24 protein-coding genes are annotated in these 23,065 nt (G+C 71.6%); 12 read left to right on the forward strand and 12 right to left on the reverse strand.

Features of this window, described 5'->3' with window-relative positions:
* Positions 1–47: 47 nt before the first annotated feature.
* Positions 48–632 (reverse strand): TetR/AcrR family transcriptional regulator, encoded by a 585-nt coding sequence (locus tag AB0L65_RS21230; RefSeq protein ID WP_364247945.1) that lies wholly within the window; start codon positions 630–632, stop codon positions 48–50.
* A 79-nt stretch (positions 633–711) separates the two neighbouring features.
* Here AB0L65_RS21230 and AB0L65_RS21235 point away from each other — a divergent pair, with 79 nt between their 5' ends.
* The gene (locus AB0L65_RS21235; RefSeq protein WP_364247947.1) at positions 712–1,584 is read left to right on the forward strand and encodes an NmrA/HSCARG family protein; all 873 of its coding nucleotides are present in this window, start codon (positions 712–714) and stop codon (positions 1,582–1,584) included.
* Here the strand turns inward: AB0L65_RS21235 and AB0L65_RS21240 are convergent.
* A complete protein-coding gene (locus AB0L65_RS21240) occupies positions 1,577–2,272 on the reverse strand; it encodes a TetR/AcrR family transcriptional regulator (protein ID WP_364247949.1) in 696 nt (231 codons plus the stop codon). The genes AB0L65_RS21235 and AB0L65_RS21240 overlap by 8 nt on opposite strands.
* A gap of 102 nt (positions 2,273–2,374) precedes the next feature.
* Between AB0L65_RS21240 and AB0L65_RS21245 the strand changes: the two genes are divergently transcribed.
* On the forward strand, positions 2,375–3,595 hold the full coding sequence (locus AB0L65_RS21245) for a saccharopine dehydrogenase C-terminal domain-containing protein (protein ID WP_364247951.1): 1,221 nt from the start codon (positions 2,375–2,377) through the stop codon (positions 3,593–3,595).
* Between the two features lie 48 nt (positions 3,596–3,643).
* Positions 3,644–5,293 (forward strand): dihydroxy-acid dehydratase, encoded by a 1,650-nt coding sequence (gene ilvD, locus AB0L65_RS21250; protein WP_364247953.1) that lies wholly within the window; start codon positions 3,644–3,646, stop codon positions 5,291–5,293.
* Positions 5,294–5,498: 205 nt separating this feature from the next.
* Here the strand turns inward: ilvD and AB0L65_RS21255 are convergent, their stop codons facing one another.
* The 5 genes from AB0L65_RS21255 to AB0L65_RS21275 form a co-directional block, all read right to left on the reverse strand.
* Positions 5,499–5,669 carry a hypothetical protein gene (locus AB0L65_RS21255; protein ID WP_364247955.1) on the reverse strand — a complete coding sequence of 57 codons (171 nt, stop codon included), beginning with the start codon at positions 5,667–5,669 and terminating at the stop codon, positions 5,499–5,501.
* A gap of 75 nt (positions 5,670–5,744) precedes the next feature.
* A complete protein-coding gene (locus AB0L65_RS21260) occupies positions 5,745–6,122 on the reverse strand; it encodes an STAS domain-containing protein (protein WP_363981944.1) in 378 nt (125 codons plus the stop codon).
* Positions 6,123–6,163: 41 nt separating this feature from the next.
* A complete protein-coding gene (locus tag AB0L65_RS21265; RefSeq protein ID WP_364247957.1) occupies positions 6,164–7,141 on the reverse strand; it encodes a phosphotriesterase-related protein in 978 nt (325 codons plus the stop codon).
* A 58-nt stretch (positions 7,142–7,199) separates the two neighbouring features.
* Complete coding sequence (locus AB0L65_RS21270; protein WP_364247959.1) at positions 7,200–8,612, reverse strand: methionine--tRNA ligase; 1,413 nt, start codon at positions 8,610–8,612, stop codon at positions 7,200–7,202.
* Between the two features lie 170 nt (positions 8,613–8,782).
* Complete coding sequence (locus tag AB0L65_RS21275; RefSeq protein ID WP_364247961.1) at positions 8,783–9,262, reverse strand: universal stress protein; 480 nt, start codon at positions 9,260–9,262, stop codon at positions 8,783–8,785.
* A gap of 84 nt (positions 9,263–9,346) precedes the next feature.
* Here AB0L65_RS21275 and AB0L65_RS21280 point away from each other — a divergent pair, with 84 nt between their 5' ends.
* The gene (locus AB0L65_RS21280) at positions 9,347–9,712 is read left to right on the forward strand and encodes a hypothetical protein (protein ID WP_364247963.1); all 366 of its coding nucleotides are present in this window, start codon (positions 9,347–9,349) and stop codon (positions 9,710–9,712) included.
* Here AB0L65_RS21280 and AB0L65_RS21285 read toward each other — a convergent pair.
* On the reverse strand, positions 9,673–10,302 hold the full coding sequence (locus tag AB0L65_RS21285; protein ID WP_364247965.1) for a DUF998 domain-containing protein: 630 nt from the start codon (positions 10,300–10,302) through the stop codon (positions 9,673–9,675). The two genes, AB0L65_RS21280 and AB0L65_RS21285, sit on opposite strands and share 40 nt — an antisense overlap.
* A 214-nt stretch (positions 10,303–10,516) precedes the next feature.
* Between AB0L65_RS21285 and AB0L65_RS21290 the strand changes: the two genes are divergently transcribed.
* A complete protein-coding gene (locus AB0L65_RS21290) occupies positions 10,517–11,491 on the forward strand; it encodes an aldo/keto reductase (RefSeq protein ID WP_364247967.1) in 975 nt (324 codons plus the stop codon).
* A gap of 16 nt (positions 11,492–11,507) precedes the next feature.
* Here the strand turns inward: AB0L65_RS21290 and AB0L65_RS21295 are convergent, their stop codons facing one another.
* Positions 11,508–12,440 (reverse strand): anti-sigma factor RsbA family regulatory protein, encoded by a 933-nt coding sequence (locus AB0L65_RS21295; RefSeq protein WP_364247969.1) that lies wholly within the window; start codon positions 12,438–12,440, stop codon positions 11,508–11,510.
* Between the two features lie 182 nt (positions 12,441–12,622).
* Here AB0L65_RS21295 and AB0L65_RS21300 point away from each other — a divergent pair, with 182 nt between their 5' ends.
* The 3 genes from AB0L65_RS21300 (at position 12,623) to AB0L65_RS21310 (ending at position 15,224) form a co-directional block, all read left to right on the forward strand.
* On the forward strand, positions 12,623–13,177 hold the full coding sequence (locus AB0L65_RS21300; protein ID WP_364247971.1) for a DUF1707 domain-containing protein: 555 nt from the start codon (positions 12,623–12,625) through the stop codon (positions 13,175–13,177).
* Between the two features lie 67 nt (positions 13,178–13,244).
* Positions 13,245–13,661 carry a hypothetical protein gene (locus AB0L65_RS21305; RefSeq protein ID WP_364247973.1) on the forward strand — a complete coding sequence of 139 codons (417 nt, stop codon included), beginning with the start codon at positions 13,245–13,247 and terminating at the stop codon, positions 13,659–13,661.
* A gap of 93 nt (positions 13,662–13,754) precedes the next feature.
* The gene (locus AB0L65_RS21310) at positions 13,755–15,224 is read left to right on the forward strand and encodes a DUF2079 domain-containing protein (RefSeq protein ID WP_364247975.1); all 1,470 of its coding nucleotides are present in this window, start codon (positions 13,755–13,757) and stop codon (positions 15,222–15,224) included.
* On the opposite strand, the gene AB0L65_RS21315 is transcribed toward AB0L65_RS21310, so the two are convergent.
* Positions 15,200–16,312 carry a glycosyltransferase gene (locus AB0L65_RS21315; protein ID WP_364247977.1) on the reverse strand — a complete coding sequence of 371 codons (1,113 nt, stop codon included), beginning with the start codon at positions 16,310–16,312 and terminating at the stop codon, positions 15,200–15,202. The two genes, AB0L65_RS21310 and AB0L65_RS21315, sit on opposite strands and share 25 nt — an antisense overlap.
* A gap of 23 nt (positions 16,313–16,335) precedes the next feature.
* Between AB0L65_RS21315 and AB0L65_RS21320 the strand changes: the two genes are divergently transcribed.
* The 3 genes from AB0L65_RS21320 (at position 16,336) to AB0L65_RS21330 (ending at position 21,724) form a co-directional block, all read left to right on the forward strand.
* Positions 16,336–17,154, forward strand: coding sequence for a PIG-L family deacetylase (locus AB0L65_RS21320; protein ID WP_364247979.1), 819 nt, complete (start codon positions 16,336–16,338; stop codon positions 17,152–17,154).
* Positions 17,155–17,203: 49 nt separating this feature from the next.
* On the forward strand, positions 17,204–18,262 hold the full coding sequence (locus AB0L65_RS21325; RefSeq protein WP_364247981.1) for a lysylphosphatidylglycerol synthase domain-containing protein: 1,059 nt from the start codon (positions 17,204–17,206) through the stop codon (positions 18,260–18,262).
* A 66-nt stretch (positions 18,263–18,328) separates the two neighbouring features.
* Positions 18,329–21,724, forward strand: a complete 3,396-nt coding sequence (locus AB0L65_RS21330) for a BTAD domain-containing putative transcriptional regulator (RefSeq protein ID WP_364247983.1) — start codon at positions 18,329–18,331, stop codon at positions 21,722–21,724.
* On the opposite strand, the gene AB0L65_RS21335 is transcribed toward AB0L65_RS21330, so the two are convergent.
* Entirely contained in the window at positions 21,693–22,193 is a 501-nt protein-coding gene (locus AB0L65_RS21335) for a hypothetical protein (protein ID WP_364247985.1), read from the reverse strand. The two genes, AB0L65_RS21330 and AB0L65_RS21335, sit on opposite strands and share 32 nt — an antisense overlap.
* A 152-nt stretch (positions 22,194–22,345) precedes the next feature.
* On the opposite strand from AB0L65_RS21335, the gene AB0L65_RS21340 reads away from it, so the two are divergent.
* Positions 22,346–22,864, forward strand: a complete 519-nt coding sequence (locus tag AB0L65_RS21340; protein WP_364247987.1) for a VTT domain-containing protein — start codon at positions 22,346–22,348, stop codon at positions 22,862–22,864.
* Here the strand turns inward: AB0L65_RS21340 and AB0L65_RS21345 are convergent.
* Positions 22,841–23,050 (reverse strand): DUF1508 domain-containing protein, encoded by a 210-nt coding sequence (locus AB0L65_RS21345; protein ID WP_364247989.1) that lies wholly within the window; start codon positions 23,048–23,050, stop codon positions 22,841–22,843. The genes AB0L65_RS21340 and AB0L65_RS21345 overlap by 24 nt on opposite strands.
* Positions 23,051–23,065: the final 15 nt, after the last annotated feature.

Genomic DNA, 23,065 nt, shown 5'->3' on the forward strand with positions numbered 1-23,065 from the left:
TCCTGGTACGCCCACGAGTGCGCCGCCATATCCGGATGCGGCCGCCGCTACGGCCGCGCTGAGGGCCGTAGCCCGTCGATGGCGAAGGTCAGCAGCCGTTCCCCCTGCTCGGGCGTCGTCTGCTCGCCCGCCCACGCAAGCGCGTTGATCAAGGTGTAGAAGTCCGGGGCGGTCGCGTCGGAGCGCACGGCGCCGGCCGCCTGCGCGCGTTCGAGCAGCCGTTCGCCGGCGGTCAGCACGGCCTGGCAGGCGGCGTGCAGTTCCGAGGTCTCGTCCTCGATGCTGCGCATGAGCGAGGTGGCCAGCCCCCGATACATCGCCGCGTGCGCGATCCCCGCGCGCGCCCAGGCGATCAGCGCCTCGTGGGCGTCCGGGTGGTCGAGGAGGTCGCGGGCCGTGCTGGCCAGAGCCTCCATGCGGTCGCGCATCAGGGCCTCGAGCAGCGCCTGCCGGGTGGGGAAGTGGCTGTAGAGCGTGCCGTTCGCCACCCCCGCGCGCCGCGCGACGTCCTCCAGCGAGGACTCCACCCCGTGCTCGGCGAACGCCGCCGCCGCTTCGGCGAGCAGCCGTTCGTAGTTGCGGCGCGCGTCGGCGCGCATCCGGCGCCGGGGCGCTGGGCCGGTGGTCGTCATGGACGCTCCCAGGTTGCTTAACTTGAGACTATCTCAATATATTTCTTGAGACAGTCTCAGCTTACCGTTAGGAGCCCTGGTGAACCTCGTCGACAAGCCCGTCCTGGTGACCGGCGCCACCGGACGCCAAGGCGGCGCCACCGCCGCCCAGCTGCTGGCCTCCGGCTGGCCGGTCCGCGCCCTCGTTCGCGACCCGGACGCCCCGGCGGCCCAGGCGCTGAAGGCGAAGGGCGCCGAGCTCCGCGTTGGAGACCTCGACGACACCGGCTCGCTCGCGGAAGCGGCGGCCGGCGCGTACGGCGTCTTCGGCGTCACGCCCGACGACGACGACCTCGACCGGGAGATCCGCCGCGGCCGCGGCCTCGTCGACGCCGCCGCCGCGGCCGGAACCTCTCACTTCGTGTTCACCTCGGTCGGCGGCGCCGACCGAGGTTCCGGCCTGCCCTACTGGGACAGCAAGTGGCGGATCGAGCAGCACATACGCGCGGCCGGCCTGCCCGCGACGATCCTGCGGCCGGTCCGGTTCATGGAGAACCACACCATTCCCGGCCTGCCCGTCGGCGGGATCGCCGGCGGCGAGCTCAGGCACCTCTTCGGCCCGGACACGCCGGTGCAGCTCATCGCCGCCGCCGACATCGGCGTCTTCGCCCGCCTCGCCTTCTCCCACCCGCGGGACTACCTCGGGCAGGCGATCGAGATCGCCGGGGACGAGCTGACCCCCAGACGGACGGTGGAGCTGATCAGCCGGAGCCTCGGGCGCGAGATCATCTACCGGCAGTTGCCCATCGGCTCTCTCGGGCTCGGCCCGGACGCCGAGAGTGCCTTCGCGGACGAGCGCGGACTGTGGCGCGCCGACATCGCGGCGTTGCGCGAACGCCACCCCGGCCTCCTGGACTTCCGCACCTGGCTCCGGGACGGCGGCACCGAGCGGATCCGGGCCCTGCTCACCTGAGCTGCGCGGACGCGCTCGACAGGAGCATGTCGAGGGCCGTGGGGTAGGCGCTGTCGTTCATCTCGGCCACCAGCAGCGGCGCCGTCGCGGCGATGTTCGGGTGCGTACGGGCGGGCAGCCGCGCGTACGTGGCCTGCCACACCTCCTCGTCCGCCTCCCGCGCCGCCTTCGGCAGGGCCAGCGTGGCGGCGTCGAGGATGGCGAAGGCCAGGCTCTGGTCGATGAACGCGTGATAGATCCGCACCGCGTCCCCGTCCGCGAACCCGGCACCGCGCAGGATGCCGATGATGGTCTCGTCCCCGGCCACCTCGTTCGGCCGGCCGGTGACCCGGCTGGCGGTCAGCACCGCGGCCTGCGGGTGCGCCAGGTACGCGTGGTGGATGCGCAGGCCCAGATCACGCAGGTCGGCGCGCCAGTCGCCGGTGGGCCGCCAGTCGGCCATCGCCGTGCCGAACAGCTCGTCCGCGATCGCCAGCACCAGGTCGTCCATGCCGCGGAAATAGCGGTAGACCGTGCTGGCGTCCGCGCCCAGGGCCAGGCCCAGGCGGCGGGCGGACAGCCCCGCGGCCCCGTGCTCGCGGAGCATGCGGAGGGAGGTCTCCACGATGAGCTGATGGGTGAGGACCTGCCCGTGTTTGGTGGGACGGCGCCGCCTGCGCGCCGCCTCCGGCACCACTCGCTTGGCCACGAGTACGGCCTCCTTATGCCAACGCCATTGACGTTGACGAGCCTACCCAAGTTAAATTCTCGACACACCCCCCAACACAGCATTAAAAGGGGACTTATCGTCATGCGTATCCTTCTCGTTGGAGCCGGCGGCGTGGGAACCGCCATCACCCGGATCGCCGCCCGCCGCCCTTTTCTCGAGCACATGGTGGTCGCCGACTACGATCTCCCCCGCGCCAAGGCCGCCGTCGCCGCGCTGGGCGAGCAGGCGGACCGGTTCACCCCTGTCAAGATCGACGCGGCCGACCGGGCCGCGGTCACCGCGCTGCTGAAAGAGCACCGGTGCGACGTCCTCCTGAACGCCACCGACCCCCGATTCGTGTTGCCGCTGTTCGACGCGGCCCTCGCGGCCGACGCCGACTACCTCGACATGGCCATGTCGATGTCCAGGCCGCACCCCGACCGCCCGTACGAGGAGGTGGGGGTCAAGCTGGGCGACGACCAGTTCGCCCGCGCCGCCGAGTGGGCCGCGCAGGGCCGGCTGGCGCTGGTCGGCATGGGCGTGGAGCCCGGCCTGGCCGACGTGTTCGCCCGCTACGCCGCCGACGAGCTCTTCGACGAGATCGAGGAGATCGGCATCAGGGACGGCGCCAACCTGACCGTCGACGGCTACGAGTTCGCCCCGTCGTTCAGCATCTGGACCACCATCGAGGAGTGCCTCAACCCGCCGGTCATCTACGAGAAGGACCGCGGCTGGTACACCACCGAGCCGTTCAGCGAGCCCGAGATCTTCGACTTCCCCGACGGGATCGGCCCCGTGGAGTGCGTCAACGTCGAGCACGAGGAGGTCATGCTGGTCCCCCGGTGGATCCCGGCGCAGCGGGTGACCTTCAAGTACGGGCTCGGCGAGGACTTCATCGGCAAGCTCAAGACCCTGCACGCACTCGGCGTGGACCGCACCGAACCGGTCGCGGTCCGGACCGACGACGGCACCGCCAGGGTGTCGCCGCGCGACGTGGTGGCCGCCGTGCTGCCCGACCCGGCGGGCCTCGGCGACCGCATGCGGGGCAAGACCTGCGCCGGGACCTGGGTGAAGGGCGTCAAGGACGGCCGGCCCCGCGAGGTGTACCTCTACCACGTGGTGGACAACCAGTGGTCGATGCGCGAGTACGGCTCCCAGGCCGTGGTCTGGCAGACCGCCGTGAACCCCGTCGTCGCCCTGGAACTGATGGCGAACGGGGTCTGGAAGGGCGCGGGCGTGCTGGGGCCCGAGGCGTTCGAGCCGGGCCCGTTCCTGGACCTCCTGGTGGAGTACGGGTCACCCTGGCGCATGCGCGAACAGTGAGCGCGAGATCATGGAGGCGTAACGACCCGCACGACGAAGGGCAGCGCCTTGAGCATCGCCGACGACCCCGACCGCGCACCGGCCCGCTCCCACTTGTACGCCATGGGCTGGTCGGAGGAGGACATGCGCCGCCCGGTGGTCGGCATCGCCTCCACCTGGACCGGCACGATGCCGTGCAACCTCACCCACCGTGAGCTGGCCGCCCACGTGGCCGAGGGGGTGCGCGCGGCGGGCGGCACGCCGATGGAGTTCAACACCATCGCGGTCTCCGACAACCTCACGATGCACACCCCCGGCATGCGCACGTCGCTGGTCAGCCGCGAGGTCATCGCCGACTCGATCGAGCTCATGGGTCGCGCGCACGGCTTCGACGCGCTGGTGGTCATCGTGGGCTGCGACAAGACCGTGCCGGCCGGGATCATGGCGCTCGCCCGCCTGGACGTGCCCGCCGTCGTCCTCTACAGCGGCACGATGATGCCCGGCAGGTGGCGCGGGCGCGACGTCACGATCCAGGACATGTGGGAGGCCCTCGGCGAGCGCGCCGTCGGCCGCCTCGACCAGGCGGAGCTGGACGACCTGGCCAAGCACGCCTGCCCGGGCGCCGGCACCTGCGCCGCCCAGTACACCGCCAACACCATGGGCAGCGTCGCCGACTTCCTCGGCCTGGCGCCGTTCGGGGTGGGTGACATCCCGGCGGTGGCGGAGGAGAAGAACGCCGCGGCCCGGCGCGTCGGCGAGATCGCCATGGAGGCGCTGGCCCGCGACGCCCGCCCCTCGCGGGTGCTGACCGCGGACGCCCTGCACAACGCGATCGTCTCGGTCGCCGCCATGGGCGGCTCCACCAACGCCGTCCTGCACCTGCTGGCCATCGCCCGCGAGGCGGGGCTGCCGCTGCGCATCGACGAGATCGGCGAGGTCTGCCGGCGGGTCCCGATCATCACGGGGCTCAAGCCGAGCGGCGGCGACCACACGGCCCTGGACCTGTGGCGGGCCGGCGGCACCTCGCTGGTGGTGCGCCGCCTGCTGGAGGCCGGGCTGCTGCGCGAGAACGCCACGCTGGTGGACGGCCGCACGCTGGCGGAGGTCGCGGCCGACGCCGAGGAGACGCCGGGGCAGGAGGTGGTGGCGAGCGTGGCCGAGCCGTTCAAGCCGCGTGGCGCGCTGGCCATCCTGCGGGGCTCGCTCGCGCCCGACGGCTGCGTGCTCAAGCTGGGCGGCAAGGACGACTTCCGCCACGAGGGCCCGGCCAAGGTGTTCGACTCGGAGCACGACTGCTACGTCGCCATCCAGGAGGGTCACATCGTGCCGGGCGACGTCATCGTCCTGCGTTACGAGGGCCCCGCGGGCGGTCCCGGCATGCAGGAGATGCTCTCGATCACGGGCCCGCTCGTCGGCCGCGGCCTCGGCGCCTCGGTGGCGCTGGTCACCGACGGGCGCTTCAGCGGGGTCTCGCACGGGCGCGTCGTCGGGCACGTGGCGCCGGAGGCGTACCACGGCGGGCCGATCGCGCTGGTGCGTGACGGTGACACGGTGGTCATCGACAGCGCGGCGGGGACGATCGAGCTGGTGGTGCCGGAGGAGGAGCTGGAGCTGCGCCGCGCCTCGTGGAAGCGGCCCGAGAGAGAGGTCGAGCGGGGGGTGCTGTCCAAGTACATGGCGACGGTGGCCTCCGCCTCGGACGGCGCCGTCACGGCCTGATCCGGATCGAGCAGGCGGCCCGGGCCGCTATGCTGCGCAGTGACGTACTCGAGCCGTTGTTAGGAGATTTGCGCGATGTACAAGGAGTTCGCTGTCGAGGCCGTGATGTGGCTCGTTCCGGTCGCGGTGCTGATCGGGGTGGCACTCCTCGTCACCGCGTGAGCCAGGGGCTCAGCCGGGGGTCGGCTCGGCCCCTGGCGGCCGCTCAGCGGTAGTACCTGTTGGCGTAGCGGTTGAAGCTGCTGAAGCCGTCCAGCCAGTTGTTGTAAGACTGGGACAGGGCCCGCGTCCGCACGGTGCAGGCGGCCCAGCGGATGAGCTGGGCGCTGGCGGTCGTCGTCTCCGTGGACGCGGACGCGCCGGCGGGCGCCGCCATGAGTGTGGTGGTGGCGGCGGCGGTAAAGAAGATCCGATACGAAACGGTTATCCGTTCTCCCACAAGGCCAGCGGCCTACGCGGTGAAGCTCCCGGGCTCGTTGAGCTCGGCGATGGCCAGCTCGGCCGTGGTGCGGATGTCGAAGAACTTGTCGAGCGCGGTGATCGCGAACAGGTGCTTGCACCGGCCGTTCAGCCCCGCCAGCAGCAGCCGGCCGCCCGAGGCGGTGACGGCCTTGTGCAGGTAGACCAGCACGGACAGGCCGGAGGAGTCACAGACGCTGACCGCCTGCATGTCGATGACGAGCATCGGGGGCTGGGTGAGATCGAGGGCCTTGGTGACACGGTCACGGACCTCGGCGGCAGACCCGAAGTCGAAGTCCCCCGTCAGTCGCGCGATGACACAGGGTCCCTGGAGCCCGAGGCTTATCGACAAGGCCTGCTCCGAAGTCACCCAGCTCCACCTACCTGCATTGCTCGCCCGATCCACCTACTTTACGAGAAGTAGCGCTTCGGGTTGAACACCAGCATCTGCTCAATCTGGTCGTCGGTCACACCCGAGTCCAGCAGTGCGGCCAAGACGTCATCGTGGATGTGATCGTAGCGCCAGTTCGGCGCAAGCGTTGAGCGGGCCTCGTCCCAGGCGCCGCCGAAGTAGTCCATGAAGCACGCCGTGTCGTGGCTGAGGACCATGCGATCGGCGTATCCGCGCCGGCAGAGCTCCGCGACCGTGGCCACCCGCTGCGCGGTCGGATTGTACGGATCCAGCCCGAACCGATCCATCCCCAGCGTCGCGCCCGTGTCGGCCAGGCGCATGAGGTAGTCGAGGTCGTTGCTGTCGCCCGCGTGCCCGACGACCACCTTCGCCAGGTCGACGCCCTCCTTGGCGAACAGGTCGAGCGCGATCAGCCCGCTCTGCGTGAAGGAGTTCGTGTGGATGGTGATCGGCGCGCCGGTGCGCAGGTGCGCCTGCGCGACGGCCCGGCAGATGCGCTCGACGCCGGGCGTCAGGCCCTTCTGCTCGACCACGCACTTGAGGAACGCCGCCTTCACGCCGGTGTCGGCGATGCCCTCGGTGAGGTCGCGGACGAAGTCGTCGATCATCGGGTCCGGCATGTCGATGAACAGGCCGGGGCCGCGGTGCTCGTACTGGTGGGGCAGCTCCTCGAAGGAGTAGATGCCGGTGGCGACCACGATGTTCAGGCCGGGCACCTGCTCGGCGACGCGCTGGATGCGCGGGATGTAGCGGCCGAGGCCCCACACCGTCGGGTCGACGATCGTCCGCACGCCCTTCGCGGCCACCGCGTTCAGCTTGGCGACCGCGTCCGCCACCCGGGCCTCCTCGTCCCACCAGGCGCCTCTGCCGTAGTTGTCGAGGTGCTCGGTGGCGAGGACGAACACGTGCTCGTGCATGAGCGTCTGCCCGAGCTCCTCGACGTCTACGGGGCCGCGAATGGTGGGGACGGTGGCCATGGGCGCCTCCATACCGGCTGGTCGGTGTGCGCCACCGTAGGCTCCCTCCGGACCTCCGTCAACCAGCCACTCCGGCCGCGGCGAGGCGGCGGAACAGCGGCTCGGGCCGGGGCAGCCGCTCGCCGGCGACCGCCGCCGCCACCCGCGCCGCCGCCGTCGGCAGGAAGGGCTCCAGCTGTACGGCCAGCGTCCGGCACGCGTGCACCAGCGTCCCCAGCGCGGCCTCCTGCCCGGCCCGGGGCTGCCGCCACGGCTGGGTCCGCTCGACGTACCTGTTGGCCTCCTCGACGAGCGTCCAGACGGCCGTCGCCGCCCGCCGGAAATCGAATGCCTCCAGCGCCTCGTCCACCGGCACCGCGGCCAGCTCCTCCCCGGCCGGGGGCACGTGGCCGTCCAGGAAGCGGTGGACCATGGTGGCGACGCGGTTGACCAGGTTCCCCAGCCCGTTGGCCAGGTCCTCGTCCGCCCGGGCGACCAGCCGTTCCTCGGTGAAGTCGGCGTCGCCCACGCGCGGCACCTCGCGCAGCAGCCACCACCGCACGGCATCGACCCCGTACGCGTCCACGAGCGCCACCGGATCGGCCGCGCCGCCCGACGACTTGCTGATCTTGCGGCCGCCCACCGTGAGGTAGTCGTGCACGAAGATCTCCGTGGGCAGCGGCTCGCCCGCGGACAGGAGCATCGCCGGCCAGTACACCGCGTGAAACCGGATCACGCCCTTGCCCATCAGGTGCGCCTTGCGCCGCTCGGAGACCCACCAGCGGTCGTAGTCGTCGCCTTCGAGCGCGGTGACGTAGTTGGCCAGCGCGTCCCACCACACGTACACCACCTGGTCCGGGTCGCCGGGCACGGGGATCCCCCACCCGCGGGCGCGGGCGGCGGAGCGCGAGACGCTGATGTCGTCCAGCCCGGCCTCGATGAACGCCAGCACCTCGTTCCGCCGCGCGACCGGCTCGATCCTGAGCCGCCCGCCGCGGATGAGCTCGCTCAGGGCCTCCTGGTAGCGGGAGAGCCGGAAGAACCAGTTGTGCTCGGACACGCGCTGCAGCGGCGCCTCGTGCCCGTCGGGACAGGGGCCTTCCGGGTAGAACTGCTCGCAGCCCACGCAGTAGAGCCCCTCGTAGTGCCGCTGGTAGAGGTCGTGCCCGGTCGCCTCCCAGATCCGCTCCACCCCGGCCCGGTGCCCGGGGTGGACGCTCGTCCGGATGAACGAGTCGAACGACAGGTCCAGCGGCCCCCGCAGCCCCTCGAACGCGGCCGCGTTCCGGTCCACCAGCTCCCGCACCGGCACGCCCGCCGCCTCGGCGGCCAGCACGTTCTTCAGCGAGTTGTCGTCGGTCCCGGTCTGGAACCGCACCGGCTCGCCGCGCCGCCGGTGGTGCCTGGCCAGCACGTCGGCCTGCACGAGCTCCAGGGCGTGCCCGAGGTGGGGACGGGCGTTGACGTACGGGATGGTCGTCGTGAGATACATCAGGTGCCTCCAAGGGGCCCCGAACACGACGAGAGGCCCCGCTCGCAGGGCCTCGACAAGACGTCGCCGACGAAACCCCTAAGGGGCCATCATCTTCGGCGAGATCGTCATGCCGCCCATGCTAACGACGTCCACCCGCCCCGGCCATCCGTTAACGCCCGGCGCGGCCGTCAGGTGTCGGCGTCGTCAGTGCCGGCGGCGGGGTCGGGGGCGGGCACGACCAGCACCGGCCGGCCCGCGTTGTGCAGCACTCGGTCGGACGTGCTGCCGAGCAGCAGCGAACGCACCCCGCCGAACCCCCGCGTCCCCGTCACGACGAGCCTGGCGTCGATCTCGTCGGCCACGTCCACGATCGTCGACCACACCGCCACCGAGTCCGGATCGCACCGCGGGGTCGCGTCCAGGCCGGCCTTGCGGGCGAGGTCCGCGCCGTGCTCGGCGAGCTCCCGCATCGCCCCCTCGATCGCCGCGTCCTCCGTGCCCAGCTGGTCGATCGCCATCATGAGCCCGGCGGAGGCCCTGGCCGAGGCCATCGCCGCCCGCTCCCACACCGTCAGCACGACGGCGGACTCACCCTTCAGGAGCTCACCCGCGAAGGCGATCGCGGCCTTGGCGTCGTCGGAACCGTCATACGCAATCAAAATCGTCATCTCGGCACTCCCACATCGTGATCGGGCCCGTACCCCTATCCCGGGCGAGCCGTTTCACGCCTACGTCAGGGGTAGCCGCCTCATATGACCGTCACGCGATTCCACGACCTGCCCCTCGCCCAGCGCGATCGCGAGTGGGACGCCGCCGCGGCGGACAAGCGGGTGCGCAAGTGGGCGGACGCCGAGGACAAGCCGAACGCGACATACCGCGAGGCCTTCAGCTGGTTCGACGCCGACGACGCCGACGAGTTCGGGGCGTACAAGCTGCCGATCGCCGACGTCGTGAACGGGGAGCCGAAGGCGGTGCCCCGGGCCGTGTTCGCGGCGGCCGCGGTCATGGAGGGCGCCAGGGGCGGGGTGGATCTGCCGAAGAAGGACATCGAACGCGTCAAGGAGCACCTGGCGCACTACTACGCCAAGCTGGGCGAGGAGCCGCCCTGGGAGCGCTGAGCCAGCGGCTTGAGCATCGACAGCCCGGCCAGCGCCAGCACGCCGATTTCGGTGACCACCACGGCCCGCTGGGTCAGCCCGGCCGGGATCTCGTCGTTGGTCAGCGGGATGCCGAACATCCGCACCACGTACGGGACCACGACCAGCAGCAGGGCTCCGAGCGCCACCCCGCTGAGGATCCGCACCGCCTTGGCGTACCGGATCCTGGCCTTGGCCAGCAGCATCCCCGCCGCGGGCATCACCAGGAACGCGGCGAAGGCGGCGTACCGGTGGATGCCACCCGACAACGACAGCGGCACGCCCGGCCGGTCGGTGGGGAAAGCGCCGATCAGGAACATGCTCGCCCCCCACGCCAGCAGCAGCGCGACGACCCAGCGGCTCATCCCGGCCCGGCGCATCGCCTCGGCGATCAACGCGGAGCCCACCGCGAACAACGTCAGCGAGGCGGGCAGCAACCAGCCGGACGCCTGGAAGGCGTACTCGCTGATGACGCTGTGCAACGGGTCGAGGTCGGATTCCGCGTGGAGGGTGAGCATGGCGCCGCTTCCGGTGCCGATGGCCGCGAATCCGCTGACAAGCAATGCCTTCATGCCTCAAAGCTCGTGGAACACGGCCTCGCGGAATATCGGAGATCGACCCTGAAGTGACCTGAACGATCCCTTAATACCTCGGTCGGAAACAACCCTGAGAACACCCGGCCACCTGCGCGGACGTGACCCTGAGTAGGGACTCCCCCCTCAGGGTGGGTCCCGGATGCCTGACCCGGTTTGACCTGGAACGCACTCCAGGGGTGAACCTGGAAACATGAAGAAGCGCACTCTCGGGAACGGCGGGCCTCAGGTCTCGGCGCTGGGCCTCGGCTGCATGGGCATGTCCGACTTCTACGGTCCGGGCGACGAGAAGGAGTCGATCGCCGTCATCCACCGCGCACTCGACCTGGACATGAATTTTCTGGACACGGCCGACACGTACGGGCTCGGGGCCAACGAGGAGCTCGTCGGCCGGGCCGTCAAGGACCGGCGGGACGAAGTGGTGCTGGCCACCAAGTTCGGCGTCAAGCGCGGCGGCGGCACCCGCTCCGTCGAGAACAGCCCGGAGTACATCAGGGCCGCCTGCGACGCCTCGCTCCGGCGCCTCGGCGTGGACCACATCGACCTGTACTACATGCACCGCCGCACCAGGAACGTCCCCGTCGAGGAGTCGGTCGGCGCGATGGCCGAGCTGGTCGAGCAGGGCAAGGTAGGCCATATCGGGCTGTCGGAGGTGAGCGCGGACACCCTGCGCAGGGCCTCGGCCGTCCACCCGATCGCGGCCCTGCAGAGCGAGTACTCGCTGTTCACCCGGGGCCTGGAGGCGGAGATCCTGCCCACGGCCAGGGAACTGGGCGTGGCGCTGGTGGCGTACTCGCCGATCAGCCGCGGCTTCCTGTCCGGCGCGCTGCCGCCCGTGGAGGAGCTGTCCGAGGACGACGTCCGCCGGTGGATGCCGCGCCTCGCGGGCGAGAACGCCGAGCGCAACGCCGGGCTGGTCGCGGAGGTACGGAAGATCGCCGACGCCGCCGGGATCACCGCCGCGCAGCTCGCGCTGGCCTGGGTGCTGGCCCAGGGGGACGACGTCGTGCCGATCCCGGGGACGAAACGGCTGACGTACCTGGAGGAGAACGCGGCGGCGGCCGGCATCACGCTGACCGCCGACCAGCTCGCCGCCCTGGCCCGCGCCGTCCCGGCGGACGCCGTCGTCGGCACCCGTTATCCGGATATGTCGGAGATCGAGGGGTAGCCGCGGCAGGCCGGGCTCAGGCGACGGGGCCGGGCGCGTCGAAGTAGACGCGGATGGCGGTCGCCCCCGGGCGGGTGTGCACGCGTACGAGGTCGCTCAGGAGGTTGACGATCAGCAGCCCGCGCGACCCCGCGTGGCGCGGGTCGACCGGGCGGCGGCCCACCAGCGGGTCGGTGATGTGCCCGGCGTCGCTGACCTCGCACACCAGCCGCCCATCCTCGGCCCAGGCCCGGATCGTGCCCGAGCCGCCGCCGTGGTCGAGGCTGTTGGCGCCCAGCTCGGCCACCGTCAGCTGGATGTCGTCGAGCCGGTCGCCGGAGAACCCCATCTCCGCCGCCCGCCGCGCGGCCAGGCCGCGGGCCGCCGACAGGCCGGTGTGGTCGAAGCGCAGCGAGACGAAGTCGGCGGGCTCGTCGAGCGGCCGGTTGTGCGCGGAGACCACCAGCTCGGGCGCGTATTCGGCGCTGGCCCACTCCCCCGAGAGGTCGCACAGCACGGGGTGGGTGCGCTCCGCCTCCTGGAGGACCTCGGGAGCGAGCCGGTCGGCGTCGTACGGGCACAGGATCGTGACCCGCCGACCCGCGAACGACAGGTTGATCAGCGCCTCGTGCTGCGCGGCGGCCCCGTATTCCGTCCTGGTGCGCCCCGGCCACATCGGCTCGCCGATGATCCGCACGTGCCCGCCGGTATGCCGGTCGGCGAAGTCGCGCAGCACGGCGGGGATGATCCGCCCCGGATTGCGCCCGGCCTCCTGCATGTCGAGCAGGTGCACGGACTTGGCGTCGTCGCCGAGCTCGGCCTCGATCAGGGCCAGATTACGGGCCGGCACCGCGATCGCGACAGGCTCGTCCAGGGCCAGCCCCGCGCGGACGAATGCGCTGGTGGCAGCCACATATTCCCGGTCACCCCGATAGAGGAGCGCCGGGTGCGTGAACGATTCCGCCAACATCAGAATTCACGCTACCCAAGGAAGATGACTTCACCGCAATCCGGTGGGTACGTAATTGGCGTGAAGCGAATCCGGGTCGTTCGCCGCCCCCGCCTCGTCCGGGGGCCGCTCCCCCTTGATCTCCGCACCCCTTCCGGCAGACAACTCCCGTTCTGAGCGCCGCCACCCCGTATGCTCAAGATATGTCGCAATTGCAGATGCGAGTGTCCGACGAGGACCGAGAGCGCACCGCGCAGCAGCTCCAGCACGCCTTCGCCGAAGGCCGGCTCACCCAGCTGGAGCTCGAAGACCGCCTTGAGATCGCCCTCACCGCGAGGACCTACGGCGAACTGCTGGGCCTGATCGAGGATCTCCCCACCGACCAGCCGCAGGTCGACGACGTGATCGAGCTGGAGTCCAAGAACGGCCACATCAAGCGCGCCGGCGACTGGGCCGTCCCCCGGCGGCTGCGGGCGGCCTCCAAGTACGGCGGCGTCGAGCTGGACCTCTCCGAGGCCGTCATCACCCACCCGGTGGTGGACATCGAACTCGACCTCGCGTACGGCTCCGCCAAGATCATCCTTCCGGACGGCGGCGTCGCGAACGTGGACGCCTTCCGCAGCGACTGGGGCCAGGTCCACACCTCCGACGTGCCCGGCAGGCCCCGCCCCGGCGCCGTCCACGTGGTGATCAGCGGCGCCACGAAGTACGGCAGCCTGACCGTCCGCTACCCCCGCAAACGCTGGCTCGCCCGCTGAGGCTTTACGCCGGCTTGATACCCGTGGTGTTAGTGGGGTGCAAGCGACAGTCAAGGGCTGATCCATAATGTTCCCTTCGTTCGTAGAAACCACCGAAGGGCAAGAAATGACTCCCCCTCGTCGTCGCCTGGCCGTCGCGGCCGCGACGCTGACCCTTGCTGTCCTCACGAGCACCGGCTGTGGTGCCCTGGGCCAGGCGGTTGACTGCAACACCGCCGCCAATGAGGCCACCAAGATCATGAATGAGTGGACGACCACGATCACCAAGGACGCCACCGACACGAAGGCCATCGGCACGGCCTCGAAGGACGCGGCGAGCAAGACCAAGGAGCTCGCGGGCAAGTACGACGGCGAAGTCGCCGCCGCACTGAACGACCTCGCCGCCGGTTTCGAGACCCTGGAGAAGGGCGACCTGGCCGAAGTGTCCTCGTTCACGGGCAAGATGCAGGGCTTCTCGACCAAGATCACCTCTGCCTGCAGCTGACGCTGAGCCCGCGGTCGCCGTTCCGCCTGTGGGGGGCAGGACGGCGCGGCGGCCGCGCCACGTTCGGGTGGATTCGTTCTACCCTTGCTGCCCGTGACGGGTGACACTCTGGCGGCGCGACAGGGGGCGTCCGCCGCCGCCTCCCTCTGGAGGATCCGGCTGTCCGGCCACCGCGTACGCGTGGGCGCCATCGCGCTCGCCGCCGCGGTGGCCTACGCCGTGCTCGGCCTGGTCAAGCTGGCCACGTTCCGGGCCACGTCGTTCGACCTGGTGATCGTGGACCAGGCGGTGCGCAACTACGCGGCGCTGCGGCCGCCGCACATCCCCGTGCTGGGCATGTTCCACGGGCGGGGCATGGACTACGTGCAGCTCGCCGACCACTTCTCGCCCGTCTACGCGATGCTCGCGCCCTTCTACTGGATCCACGACGGGCCCGAGACGCTGATCGTCGCGCAGGCGCTGCTGTTCGCCGCCGCGATCCCGTTCATCTGGCTGTTCACCCGGCGCGTGCTCGGCGTGGCGCCCGCCTACCTGGTCTCCGTGGCGTACGCGCTGTCGTGGCCCGTCGCGCAGGCCGTGGCGTTCGACGCGCACGAGGTCATGTTCGTCCCCGTGCTCACCGCGATCATGATCGAGCGCTACCACGCCGGCCACCGGCTGCCCGCCCTCATCGCGATGCTCGACCTCCTGCTGGTCAAGGAGGACATGGGGCTGATGGTAATCGGGGCGGGGCTGTGCCTGCTCGTCCTGGGCGACCGGCTGCGGGGGCTGCTGTGCATGGCGCTCGGGATGGGAGCCGTCCTGCTCGTACGCGGGCTGGCGATCACGGCCTTCGGCGGCGACTCCAAGGACTTCTGGGCCTACAACCATCTCGGCCCCGACGTGCCGAGCGCGATCCTGGCGCTGCTGCGCGACCCGATCGCGGCCGTGCTGCTGCCGTTCAGCGAGGAGGCCAAGGTCGACACGCTGTTCCTGCTGGTGTGGCCGACGCTGCTGCTGTGCCTGCTCTCGCCGCTGTCGCTGGTGGCGCTGCCGCACGTGCTGGAGCGCATGCTGTCCGACCGCTCCCAGTGGTGGCAGGCCGACTTCCAGTACAGCGCGTTCACCGTGGTCATCCTCTTCTGCGCGGGCGTGGACGGGCTGGCCAGGCTGCTGCGCTGGCTGAAGCGCTCCGACGACACCTCGCTCAAGCTCGCCTGGGCGACGGCGGTCTGCGTGGTCGCGATCACCCTGGTGCCCAGATTCGCGCTGGACCAGCTCTACCATCCGCCCTTCTACCAGGAGCCCAAGGCGGCCGCCGCCGCCGAGGCCGTGAGCAAGGTGCCCTCCGGGGTCACCGTCGAGGCGGTCAACTCCGTCGGCCCCGCCCTGACCTCCAGGACCACCGTCCTGCTGTGGACGGCCCAGTCGCACGGCGCGCCGTGGGTGGTGGCCGACACCTCCCGCTGGGAGTTCCCCTTCGGCTCGGCGGACGAGCAGCGCGCCGCGGTCGACGCGCTGCAGGGCCAGGGGTACGCGAAGGTGTTCGAGCGCGACGGTTACGTGGTGCTCCGGCGCGGCTGAAGCGCCTCCGCGTAGGCCCGGTCGAACCCGTCGAGGACCGACGGCCACGAGCCCGCCGCCGGAGGGGTCGCCCGGTTGTGCGCGGCGATCGACTCGCGCAGCGCCGCGTCCGTGCAGAGCCGGGCCACCGCGCGGGCCAGATCGCCGAGCGTGTGGCCGAGCAGCCCCTCCGTGCCGTCCGCGACGAAGTCGGCCACCCCGCTCTGCGCCCTGGCCACCACCGGCAGCCCCGCGGCCCGCGCCTCCAGCGCCGCGATGCCGAACGACTCGCGCGGCGCGGGCGCCACGAACACGTCCGCCGCCTCCAGCACCTTCGCGATCTGCTCCCGCGTGTAGCGGCCCGGCAGGGAGACCCAGCCGGCCATGCCGTGCCGGGCGAGAAAACGTTCCATCTGGCCGCGAGCCGGCCCGTCGCCGACGATGGTGGCGCGCATGGGGATACTGGCGGGCACCCGCCGTCTGGCCGCCTGGAGCAGCCTCAGCAGGCGTACGGGCTGCTTGCGCGGCGCCAACCGGCCCACAGCGACGATGTGCACCTCTTCCCGCCGGTCGGGCGTGCCGGGCGGCGGAGCCCAGCCCGACAGGTCGAGGCCGTTGGAGACCACCCGGACCGGCACCTCGGGCCCGGCCACGGCGCGGATCGGGACCGCGGCGGCGTTGCTGACCGTGGTCGCCACCAGCCGCCACCGCTGCCAGCCGAACGCCAGCCGCAGCAGCCGGTAGAGCGCCCGCGTGACCGGGTCCCACATGCTGTGCACGGTCACCACGCACGGCAGCCCGGCCCGCGCGGCGGCCCGCACGCCCATCCAGGCGAACGGCGAGACCGCCCCCGTGTGCACGTGCACCACGTCGGGGCGCAGGGACGTGAGCCGGCGCGTGAGATGCCCCACTCCGAACGGGTGAACGGGCAGGTCGAACGGCATTCTGGCGACGATCCGGTGGACCCCGGGCAGCGGCTCGCCCCTCGTCGCCGTGGCCACGGAGACGTCGTGTCCCGCCTCCCGCTGCATCCGCACGAGATCGGCCACCTGGACCTCGATCCCCCCGAGTCGCGGCAGGTAACAGTCGCTCACGTGAAAGATCCGCACCCCTCCCAGACTAATCTGGGCGTGTGCCTCCACGTACCGCAGTGTTCTTTCACGCTCACCCTGACGACGAGGCCCTGCTGACGGCGGGCACCATGGCGATGCTCGCGGCCGAGGGACACCGCGTGGTGCTCGTGGTGGCCACCGCGGGCGAGCGCGGCCTGGCCGAGATGGAGCCCGGCGAGGCGCTCGGCGAGACCAGGCTCAAGGAGCTCTACGAGTCGGCCGCGCTGCTCGGCTGCGCCCGCGTGGAGTGTCTCGGCTACGGCGACTCGGGGCTGAGCCCCAAGGGCGGCATCGCCGAGGAGCGGCCCGACAACGCCTTCATCGACGCCGACACCGAGGCGGCGGCCAAGGCGCTGGCCGCGATCCTGCAGGAGGAGGAGGCCGACCTGCTGGCGATCTACGATCCGGCGGGCGGCTACGGGCACCCCGACCACGTGCAGGTGCACCGGGTGGGCAAACGAGCGGCGAAGATCGCCGGGACGGAGATCGTCCTGGAGGCGACCGTCAACCGCGATCCGCTGGTCAGGCTGCTGCGGTTGGCGGGCCGGTTCTACAAGTTCCCGCCGGAGTTCGACGTACGGACGTTCGAGAGCGCGTACTCGTCGAGCGAGACGATCACCCACCGGGTCAACGTCAGGAAATACACCCGCCAGAAACGGGCCTCCATGGCCGCGCACGCCTCCCAGGCCAGCGGCGGCGACAGCGACCGCACGCTCGCCGTCATGCTGAAGGTCCCGCGCCCGATCTACCGCCTCGTCTTCGGCACCGAGTGGTACGTCCGCCGCGACCTGCCACCGGGCACCCGGCTCACTCATCCCTTCGACCAGTGGCCGAAATGATTCCTCCGAAGGAGGATCCTCGTCCGGCGACCCGTCAGACTGGACCCCGATGAAGAACAAGTGGCTCCAGATCGCGCTGTCCGTGCTGTCGCTCGGGCTGGCCGTGCTGCTCGTGGTCTACCTTCCGCAGATCGTGCGCACGCTCACCGGCAAGCCCGTCTCCTGGCACGAGATCGGCAAGGTCTTCGGCATGCTCGGCGCCGGCGAGATCGCGCTGATGACCGCGCTGTGGCTGCTGAGCCTGCTGGCGTACACGTTCGTGCTGACCAACTCCCTGCCCGGCCTCAACAACCTCCAGGGCCTCACGCTCAACGCGGCCGGGAGCGCGGTCAGCAACCTGCTGCCGTTCGGCGGGGCGGTCGGCGTGGCGGTGTCGTTCGCGATGACCAGGGGCTGGGGCTTCTCCAGCCGGTCGATCGTGGTCATGACGCTGGTCAGCGGCATCTGGAACACGATGTTCAGGTTCATCCTGCCGGCGGTCGGGATCATCGCGCTGCTGGCGGCCGGCGAGGCGCCCAACCCCACCGTCGCCAAGGCCGGGTGGACGGGCGCGATCTCGATCCTCGTGCTCTGCGTGATCGTTGCGGTCGCTCTTTACTGGGACCGCGCCGCCGTCGCGCTCGGCCGCGCGCTCGACGGCGTCACCCGGCTGCTGCGGCTGAAGATCCACGCCTCGGACGCGTTCCACAAGCTGCGTGCCGACACCGCCGGCGTCGTCAGGTCGAGATGGCCCGGGCTGTCGCTGGCGATGGTGTTCTTCCTGGGGTTCCAGTGGTCGATCATGGCGGTCTGCCTCCAGGTGACGGGGGCCTGGCCGGGGTTCGCCCAGTCGATCGCCGTCTTCGCCCTCTCCCGCGTGCTCACCGCCGTCCTGATCACGCCCAGCGGGGCCGGGATCATGGAGGGCGGCGTGGTGCTCCTGCTCACCGAAGGGTTCGGTGTCGGAGTCGCTCCGGCCACCGCGACCGCACTGCTTTTCGGCTTCTGGACTTACACTATCGAGATCCCGTTCGGCGGCCTGGCTCTGGGCGCATGGGCGCTCCTGCGCAGGCGCAACGGCCGGAACGCCGGGGCGGAGCCCCCGTCCGCGATCTCGAAGGCCCAGTAGTGACAATCCCAAACCCATCAAAGACCTTGTGCGTGATTCCTAGGCCCGCATAGCGTGGCGGCTGACATGGTGGCGTTCCGAGTTCTGGGGCCAGTCGAGGCGTACGAACACGACGACGAACTCGACCTCGGCGGGTTGCGGCAGCGGGCCGTCCTCGCCCGGCTTCTCGTGGCCAGAGGTCAGGTCGTGCCCGTTGACACGCTTCTTTACGATCTGTGGGATGACGACGGGGCCAAGGGCGCGCAGTCGGGCCTGCAGGTCTACATCTCGCGCCTGCGCCGGGTGCTGGAGCCCGGCCGCCCGCGCGGGGGGCCCAACCGGCTGCTGGTGACGGTCGCGTCCGGCTACGCGTTGCGGGTGGCCTCCGACCAGGTCGACGCGCTCAAGTTCGAGCAGCTCGTCCGCGCGGCGGGCGAGCACCTCGAAGAGGGCGATCCGCAGTCCGCCCGAGGCCGCCTGGAGAAGGCGCTGGGCCTGTGGCGCGGCACTCCCTATTCCGACTTCGCCGACCAGTCGTGGGCGGAGGCCGAGGTCAACCGGCTGGCGGAGCTGCGCCTCGTGACCCGCGAGCGGCACGCCGACACCGGGCTGCGGCTCGGCCTGCACGCCGAGACCGTTCCCGACCTGGAGGCGCTCACCACCGAAAACCCGCTGCGCGAGGAGGGCTGGCGGCTGCTGGCGCTGGGCCTCTACCGCTGCGGCCGGCAGGGCGACGCGCTGGCCGCGCTGCGCCGGGCCAGGAACATCCTGGCCGACGAGCTGGGCATCGACCCGGGGCCCGCGCTGCGCAAGCTGGAGTCCGACATCCTGGCGCAGTCCCCGGAGCTGGACCTGGCCGTCACCGCGCGCCCCGCGCGGCCCGCCGCGCCGGTCACCGACACCTGGCCGCCCAGGCCGGCCGCGGCCGTCGAGCCGCCGCCGCTGGAGCCCGAGCCGTTCGTCGGCCGCGACGCCGAGCTGGCCAGGCTGACCACGGCGGCCTCGCGCACGGGCCGGTTCCAGGTCGCGATCGTGGCCGGGGTCGCGGGCGCGGGCAAGACCACGCTGCTGCGCCAGCTGGAGAGCAGGCTCGCCGGCGACGGCTGGATCACCGCGTCCGGCGCGTGCCCCGACTCCAGCGCCACCCCGCCGGGCTGGGCCTGGGTGGAGATCCTGCGCACGCTCACCGTCGCGACCGGCGCCGGCGAATACGCGCAGCTGCTCGCGCCGCTGCTCGACGACGCCGCCCCCGACCCCGACGAGGACGAGGCGTCCGGCGGCTTCCGGCTGCACCGCGCGGTCGGCGGCTACCTGGCCGGGGTCGCGCGCCGCGCGCCGGTGCTGCTGACCCTGGAGGACCTCCACTGGGCCGACGACCAGACGCTCGCCCTGTTGCGCGCGCTGCCGAGCCTGCTGGCGACCAGCCGGGTGCTGCTCGTGGTGACGTGCAGGGAGAGCGAGCTCGACGACCGCCAGTCCGACGTGCTGGCGGCGCTGGCCAGGCTGGGCCCGGTCCGCGTGGGCCTGTCGGGGCTCGACCCGAAGGCCGTGGCCGAGCTGGTCAAGGCGACGTGCGTACGCGACATCGACGAGGACGCGGTCGAGTCGATCGTCGAGCGCACGGGCGGCAACCCGTTCTTCGTCCGTGAGACCGTGCGCCTGCTCGACTCCGAGGGCGCGGCCGACCGGGCCAGCGCCACCGAGGTGCTCTCGCAGGTGCCGTCCGGCGTGCGCGACGTGCTGCGGCGGCGCATCTCGCGGCTGCCGTCGGGCGCCCAGCAGATCCTGCTCCAGGCCGCCGTGATCGGGCGTGACGTCGATCTCGACGTGCTGATCGCCGTGTCGGGCGACGAGGACGCGGTGATCGAGGCCGTGGAGGCGGCGTTGCTGGCCGGGCTGGTGACCGAGCCGGGGCCCGGGCTGCTCAGGTTCGACCACGACCTGGTGCGCGACACGATCTACTCCGACGCCTCCAGGCTGCGGCGCACACGGCTGCACGCGGCCGTGGCGGCGGTCATCGAGCAGCACACGCCGTCCGACGTGGCGGCGCTGGCCCACCACTACTTCCTGGCCGACGCGGCCGGGAAGGCGGTCCACTACGCGGGGCTGGCGGCCGAGCAGGCCGAGCGGCGCTTCGCCCACCGCGAGGCGGCCACCCTGTGGGAGCAGGCCATCGCGGCGTTCGACCGTTCGCGCGACGAGCAGAGCGGCGCGCAGACGCCCGAGCGCAGCAAGGAGCGGCTGCGGCTCATGCTGCGCCAGATCAGGGCGCTGGCGCTGTGCGGCGACATGACGGCGGCCCGGCTGCTGCGCCGCCAGGCCATGGACGCCGCGCTGCCGCTGGGCGACCTCGAGATCACCGCCAAGGTGGCGGCGTCGCTGGCGGTGCCGCACAAGGGCATCGCGCGCGACTTCACCCGCACCGCGTGGGAGATCGTCGACATCACCGAGAAGGCGCTCATGGAGCTGCCCGAGGGTGAGCAGCGGCTGCGGGCCAGCCTGCTGACCACGCTGGCGCTGGAGCTGGAGGGCTCCTCCTCCCCCGAGCGCGGGCGTCAGGCGTCGCTGGAGGCGCTGGAGCTGGCCCGGCAGAGCGGCGACCCGACGCTGATCGCGGCGGCGCTGAGCGGGCGGCTGCGGCAGTCGTACGACATCCCCGCCGTGGACACGCGGGAGAGCATCGGCAGGGAGCTGCTGGAGGTCGCGCAGCGCTCGGGGCAGATGGCCACGCAGGCGCTGGCCCATCTGGTGCTGCTGGAGTGCGCGGCGGCCAGGGGCGAGTTCGCGGTCGCCGACCAGCACGCGGCCGCTGCCGACGCCCTGGCCAGGCAGTACGACCTGTCGGCGCCGGCCGCGGTCGTGGTCTGGTACGCGGGCCAGCGGCTGATGATCGCCGGCGACTACACGGGCGCGGAGCGGGCCTATCGCGACGCGACCAGGATGACGGCGCGGGCGGGCATGCTGGAGGGCCGCCAGGACCTCCCGCTGATCACGACGTTCTGCCTGCACCTGGTGGACGGCCGGGCGGCCGAGATGGTCGACCTGCTCGCCGACGCCCACCGGCGGGGCGCCAAGTGGACGCTCGACGCGTACGCGCTGGCCCTGGCCTCGTCCGGGCACCTCCAGGACGCCAAGGCCGTGGCCGCCACCCGCCCGCCGGTGCGGCCCGACTTCCTCTACGAGCTGGCGATGACCTGGCGGGCGCTGGCCGGCATGCTGCTCGACGACCGGGAGCGGATGGTCGACTGCTACGACAAGCTCAAGCCGTTCGCCGACCGGGTGGCGGGCGCGGGCACCGGCGTGGTGGCGCTGTGGCCGGTGGCGCTGACGCTGGGCGACCTCGCCGTGCGCCTGGGCCAGCCGGACGCCGCCCGCGCCCACTACGAGAAGGCACTGGAGGTGGCCGAGCGGGTCGGCGTGCCGCGCTGGGTGGAGGCGGCGCGGCGGTCGGTCAGCAGCTCACCTGGAAACGGTCGCTCGTGACGGTCTTGACGCCCTTGGCCGACAGCTCGACGCGATACCAGCCGGGGTCGCCGGAGAGCTCGGGCCGCCACTCGACGGTCTGCGCGGCGCCCACGAAGCCGTCGTAGTCGACCAGGTACGTGCGCCACGACTTGGTGGAAGGGCTCCAGCGCGCGAGCTTCCAGCCGTAGTGCACGCTCCGGCCGGGCTCGGGGCTGACGAGCACGCTGCGCGCGACGAGCGGCCCCGAGCAGGCGCCGGCCAGATCGCCGAGGGTGACCTGGCCGGGCTGGGCGGCCGGGGCCAGCTCTTCGGCGACGGGCACCTCGCGGGCCGACAGGGTGATGGTCGTCACGGCGGCCGGCGCGCCGTCGGCGGCGCTGTAGGCGGAGAAGCCGATGTACGCGCTGGTGAACGCCAGGGCGGCCACGATGAGCTTGGCCGCGTTCGTCGTGCCACTCGCCAGGACGGCCGCGCTTCTCGACGCCATCTTCAACACCCCTTTTGCCTCACCCATAGAGTGAGCTCGGGTGGTTGAGGCCTGCTTGTCGGCTGGTTGCGGCGGCTTGCAAGCCGATATGGCGAAAGCTTGCAACTTGAACTAAGGTAAGCCTGACCTAAGGCTTGGGAGGGTGGGAGAGCATGACCGGCATCGCCGATCCCACGAGGCCTTATTGGTTTGATCTGCCTTACTGGCTGGTGGGCGCCATCCTGATCCTGGCCCTGTTCGGCGCGTTCCAGGTCTACTACTGGGTCGGACGCAAACTCGGCGTGAAGCTCTACGACTCGCGCGTCGGCGTCCGGGTGGGGCCCGAGCGCATCGCGAAGATCGAGCACGTCGTCGAGAAGTGGGGCGCGCTGGCCGTCTACGGCTGCTTCTGGGTGCCCATGCTCCGGCACACGCTGCCGTGGGTGGCGGGAGCGCTGCGGGTGTCCTACCCCTGGTACGTGGTCGCGAGCGCGCTGGGCTGCCTGACCTGGGCGCCCATCTGGTGGTTCGGCCTCACGGCGCTCGTGTGGGGCTGGCTGGAGCTGGCCGCGCGCTCGCCCGTCACGGCGGGGGTCGTGGCCGTGCTGGCCGTCGCGGCGGCGTTCTGGCTGGTGGTGCGGCGCCGGAGGAAGCGGCGCGCGGCCGCGTCAGAGGAGGCTCTGGTCTCCTAGGCCCCGCCTGGTCCGGTCGTCGATGACGGCCTCGGGAGCGTTCCTGCGCACCGTCTCGATGCCGTTCACGCAGGCGGCCTTGCTCGGGTAGCCCTCGCCGACCGCGAGCGTCTGCCCGTTGTTCGCCACGAGGGCGAACCGGAATCCGCCCTGCCCGTCCTCACTGATCACGAACCTGCCCGCCACGGCCGCTCCTCTCTA

The sequence above is a fragment of the Nonomuraea sp. NPDC052116 genome (assembly GCF_040680035.1).
Taxonomy (GTDB): domain Bacteria; phylum Actinomycetota; class Actinomycetes; order Streptosporangiales; family Streptosporangiaceae; genus Nonomuraea; species Nonomuraea angiospora_A.

Bases quoted from the DNA above. Each gene is read 5' to 3' on its own strand.
- AB0L65_RS21230 (WP_364247945.1), bottom strand. From the start codon at position 632: ATGACGACCACCGGCCCAGCGCCCCGGCGCCGGATGCGCGCCGACGCG.
- AB0L65_RS21245 (WP_364247951.1), top strand. From the start codon at position 2,375: ATGCGTATCCTTCTCGTTGGAGCCGGCGGCGTGGGAACCGCCATCACC.
- AB0L65_RS21255 (WP_364247955.1), bottom strand. From the start codon at position 5,669: ATGGCGGCGCCCGCCGGCGCGTCCGCGTCCACGGAGACGACGACCGCC.
- AB0L65_RS21265 (WP_364247957.1), bottom strand. From the start codon at position 7,141: ATGGCCACCGTCCCCACCATTCGCGGCCCCGTAGACGTCGAGGAGCTC.
- AB0L65_RS21270 (WP_364247959.1), bottom strand. From the start codon at position 8,612: ATGTATCTCACGACGACCATCCCGTACGTCAACGCCCGTCCCCACCTC.
- AB0L65_RS21275 (WP_364247961.1), bottom strand. From the start codon at position 9,262: ATGACGATTTTGATTGCGTATGACGGTTCCGACGACGCCAAGGCCGCG.
- AB0L65_RS21280 (WP_364247963.1), top strand. From the start codon at position 9,347: ATGACCGTCACGCGATTCCACGACCTGCCCCTCGCCCAGCGCGATCGC.
- AB0L65_RS21285 (WP_364247965.1), bottom strand. From the start codon at position 10,302: ATGAAGGCATTGCTTGTCAGCGGATTCGCGGCCATCGGCACCGGAAGC.
- AB0L65_RS21290 (WP_364247967.1), top strand. From the start codon at position 10,517: ATGAAGAAGCGCACTCTCGGGAACGGCGGGCCTCAGGTCTCGGCGCTG.
- AB0L65_RS21295 (WP_364247969.1), bottom strand. From the start codon at position 12,440: ATGTTGGCGGAATCGTTCACGCACCCGGCGCTCCTCTATCGGGGTGAC.
- AB0L65_RS21300 (WP_364247971.1), top strand. From the start codon at position 12,623: ATGTCGCAATTGCAGATGCGAGTGTCCGACGAGGACCGAGAGCGCACC.
- AB0L65_RS21305 (WP_364247973.1), top strand. From the start codon at position 13,245: ATGTTCCCTTCGTTCGTAGAAACCACCGAAGGGCAAGAAATGACTCCC.
- AB0L65_RS21325 (WP_364247981.1), top strand. From the start codon at position 17,204: ATGAAGAACAAGTGGCTCCAGATCGCGCTGTCCGTGCTGTCGCTCGGG.
- AB0L65_RS21330 (WP_364247983.1), top strand. From the start codon at position 18,329: ATGGTGGCGTTCCGAGTTCTGGGGCCAGTCGAGGCGTACGAACACGAC.
- AB0L65_RS21335 (WP_364247985.1), bottom strand. From the start codon at position 22,193: ATGGCGTCGAGAAGCGCGGCCGTCCTGGCGAGTGGCACGACGAACGCG.
- AB0L65_RS21340 (WP_364247987.1), top strand. From the start codon at position 22,346: ATGACCGGCATCGCCGATCCCACGAGGCCTTATTGGTTTGATCTGCCT.